Raw genomic sequence first — 1,573 nt, 5'->3', positions numbered from 1 at the left:
TCGTCGCAGCTCACATGAGGATTTTGACGTCAAGATCGATCATCACTACATCGCGTTCATTCTCCCATTTTCTTGCAAACCCGTGGTCTGAGCCAGCATGCATGAGCCGGCGCGCATCCATCGCCGGATCCAACTCACATTCGGTCGCCGTTATGTGCGGCAGCACCACTATCCCGCTTGCGTAGCGGCAAGGCTCAGGAGAACGGAACCATTCTATAGGGCGGCATTTTAAGCCAAACTGCGACGAGGTTCGTTCACCGTATCCACCAGGATTTGATCCGCCCGGGTGGATTTCTGGATTCGCTAATGGCCGCTGTTAGGCGGTCTTCATCACAACACCTTCAATGGTGACGCCTGCAGTAACGTATCTCCAAAGTGCGATCAGCAGTTTACGCGCTAGTGCGACGATCGCGGTTTTCTTCAAACGTCCACCATTTGACTGGACCCGATCCACAAACCAGCGGCTGAGCAACGATCCTGGCTGGTTGCGCAGCCATAACCAGGCCAGCTGGATCATTGTCGTACGCAATCGGGGATTGCCTGTTTTGGAGACGCCTTGTTCGTGATCGATGGTTCCGCTCTGCCAAGGGGTGGGTGCCAAACCTGCATAGGCAGCAACCTGTCGCCGATTATCGAAATGCCGGCATAGCCCCTCGCTCCAAAGAATCGTGGCAAACTCGGCGCCAACGCCCCTGATGGCGAACAGCATTGTTGCCGGTGTCAGCGTTCCATGCGCAGAGCCTTCGTGTACAGCTAGAAAGGAATTCCGCTCGCTCTCCACCGCAGCGATCTGTTCAAGCAACAACTCAAGTCGATCGAGTTCACGCATTATTTGAGACTTGATATGCCGCGGTAACGCGCGTCCGTCTCCGGTCTGGAGATCTTCCAGCCGATTGCGCCGGTTCTTGTGCAGAGGCTCGTACCCGCTGACACCCTGGGCGAAGAGCAAACCCTTGATGCGGTTGACGTGCCTCACCCGTTCCGCAATGAGCACTTTGCGCTCCCGGCAGATGCGCCGCCGATCTTCATCCTCGGGATTCGGCGCCTTTACCATCGCGCATACCCGCGGCTCACCGCGCTTGAACGCGAGGAGTGCCCGGACCAGTGCTTCGCCATCAATCCTGTCGGTCTTTGCACGCCGGCGCCGACGTGACGTCGCGATCGATGCCGCGTCGACAACGTAGCTCTCGATGCCGGTTGCTTCCAGCACGCGGTGTATCCAAAAGCCGTCCAATCCCGCCTCCTGAATCGTAACGATCGGAAACGTCCTTCCCGTTCGCAGCCGCGCCTTCTCTTGTATCTGGGCAAACCGAAGCCGCAGCGCGGCAATGTCGCCACTGTCGATCGAGTGCTTTGACATTTTCTCACCGCTGCCTGGAGACAGCGAAGTGATGAGCCAGCTCGATCGGCTCAATTCCAAAGACACGAAAATTGCGCCAAGATCGGTGCGGACGGCGGTCGGCGTTTCTGAGTGAACGGACGTAGTTCCCATAACCTACTCCTCCTGAGCGAGTGCTTTGATGCAGCCTCACTCTGCCAGAGCGCCGACCGCTGTTCACTCCTCATGGGATCT

Annotated in this window: 1 protein-coding gene; it reads right to left on the bottom strand. The window is 57.5% G+C overall.

All coding sequences use genetic code 11. The features are described from left to right. Positions 1-316 precede the first annotated feature (316 nt). The gene (locus C1A35_RS35560) at positions 317-1,492 is read right to left on the bottom strand and encodes an IS110 family transposase (protein WP_104668908.1); all 1,176 of its coding nucleotides are present in this window, start codon (positions 1,490-1,492) and stop codon (positions 317-319) included. Positions 1,493-1,573: the final 81 nt, after the last annotated feature.

It is taken from the genome of Ensifer adhaerens, from assembly GCF_002940685.1.
GTDB lineage: Bacteria > Pseudomonadota > Alphaproteobacteria > Rhizobiales > Rhizobiaceae > Ensifer > Ensifer adhaerens_E.
This window is presented reverse-complemented; position numbering and strand designations above follow the sequence as displayed.

Coding starts and splice junctions, on each gene's coding strand:
- C1A35_RS35560 (WP_104668908.1), bottom strand. CDS start 1,492: ATGGGAACTACGTCCGTTCACTCAGAAACGCCGACCGCCGTCCGCACC.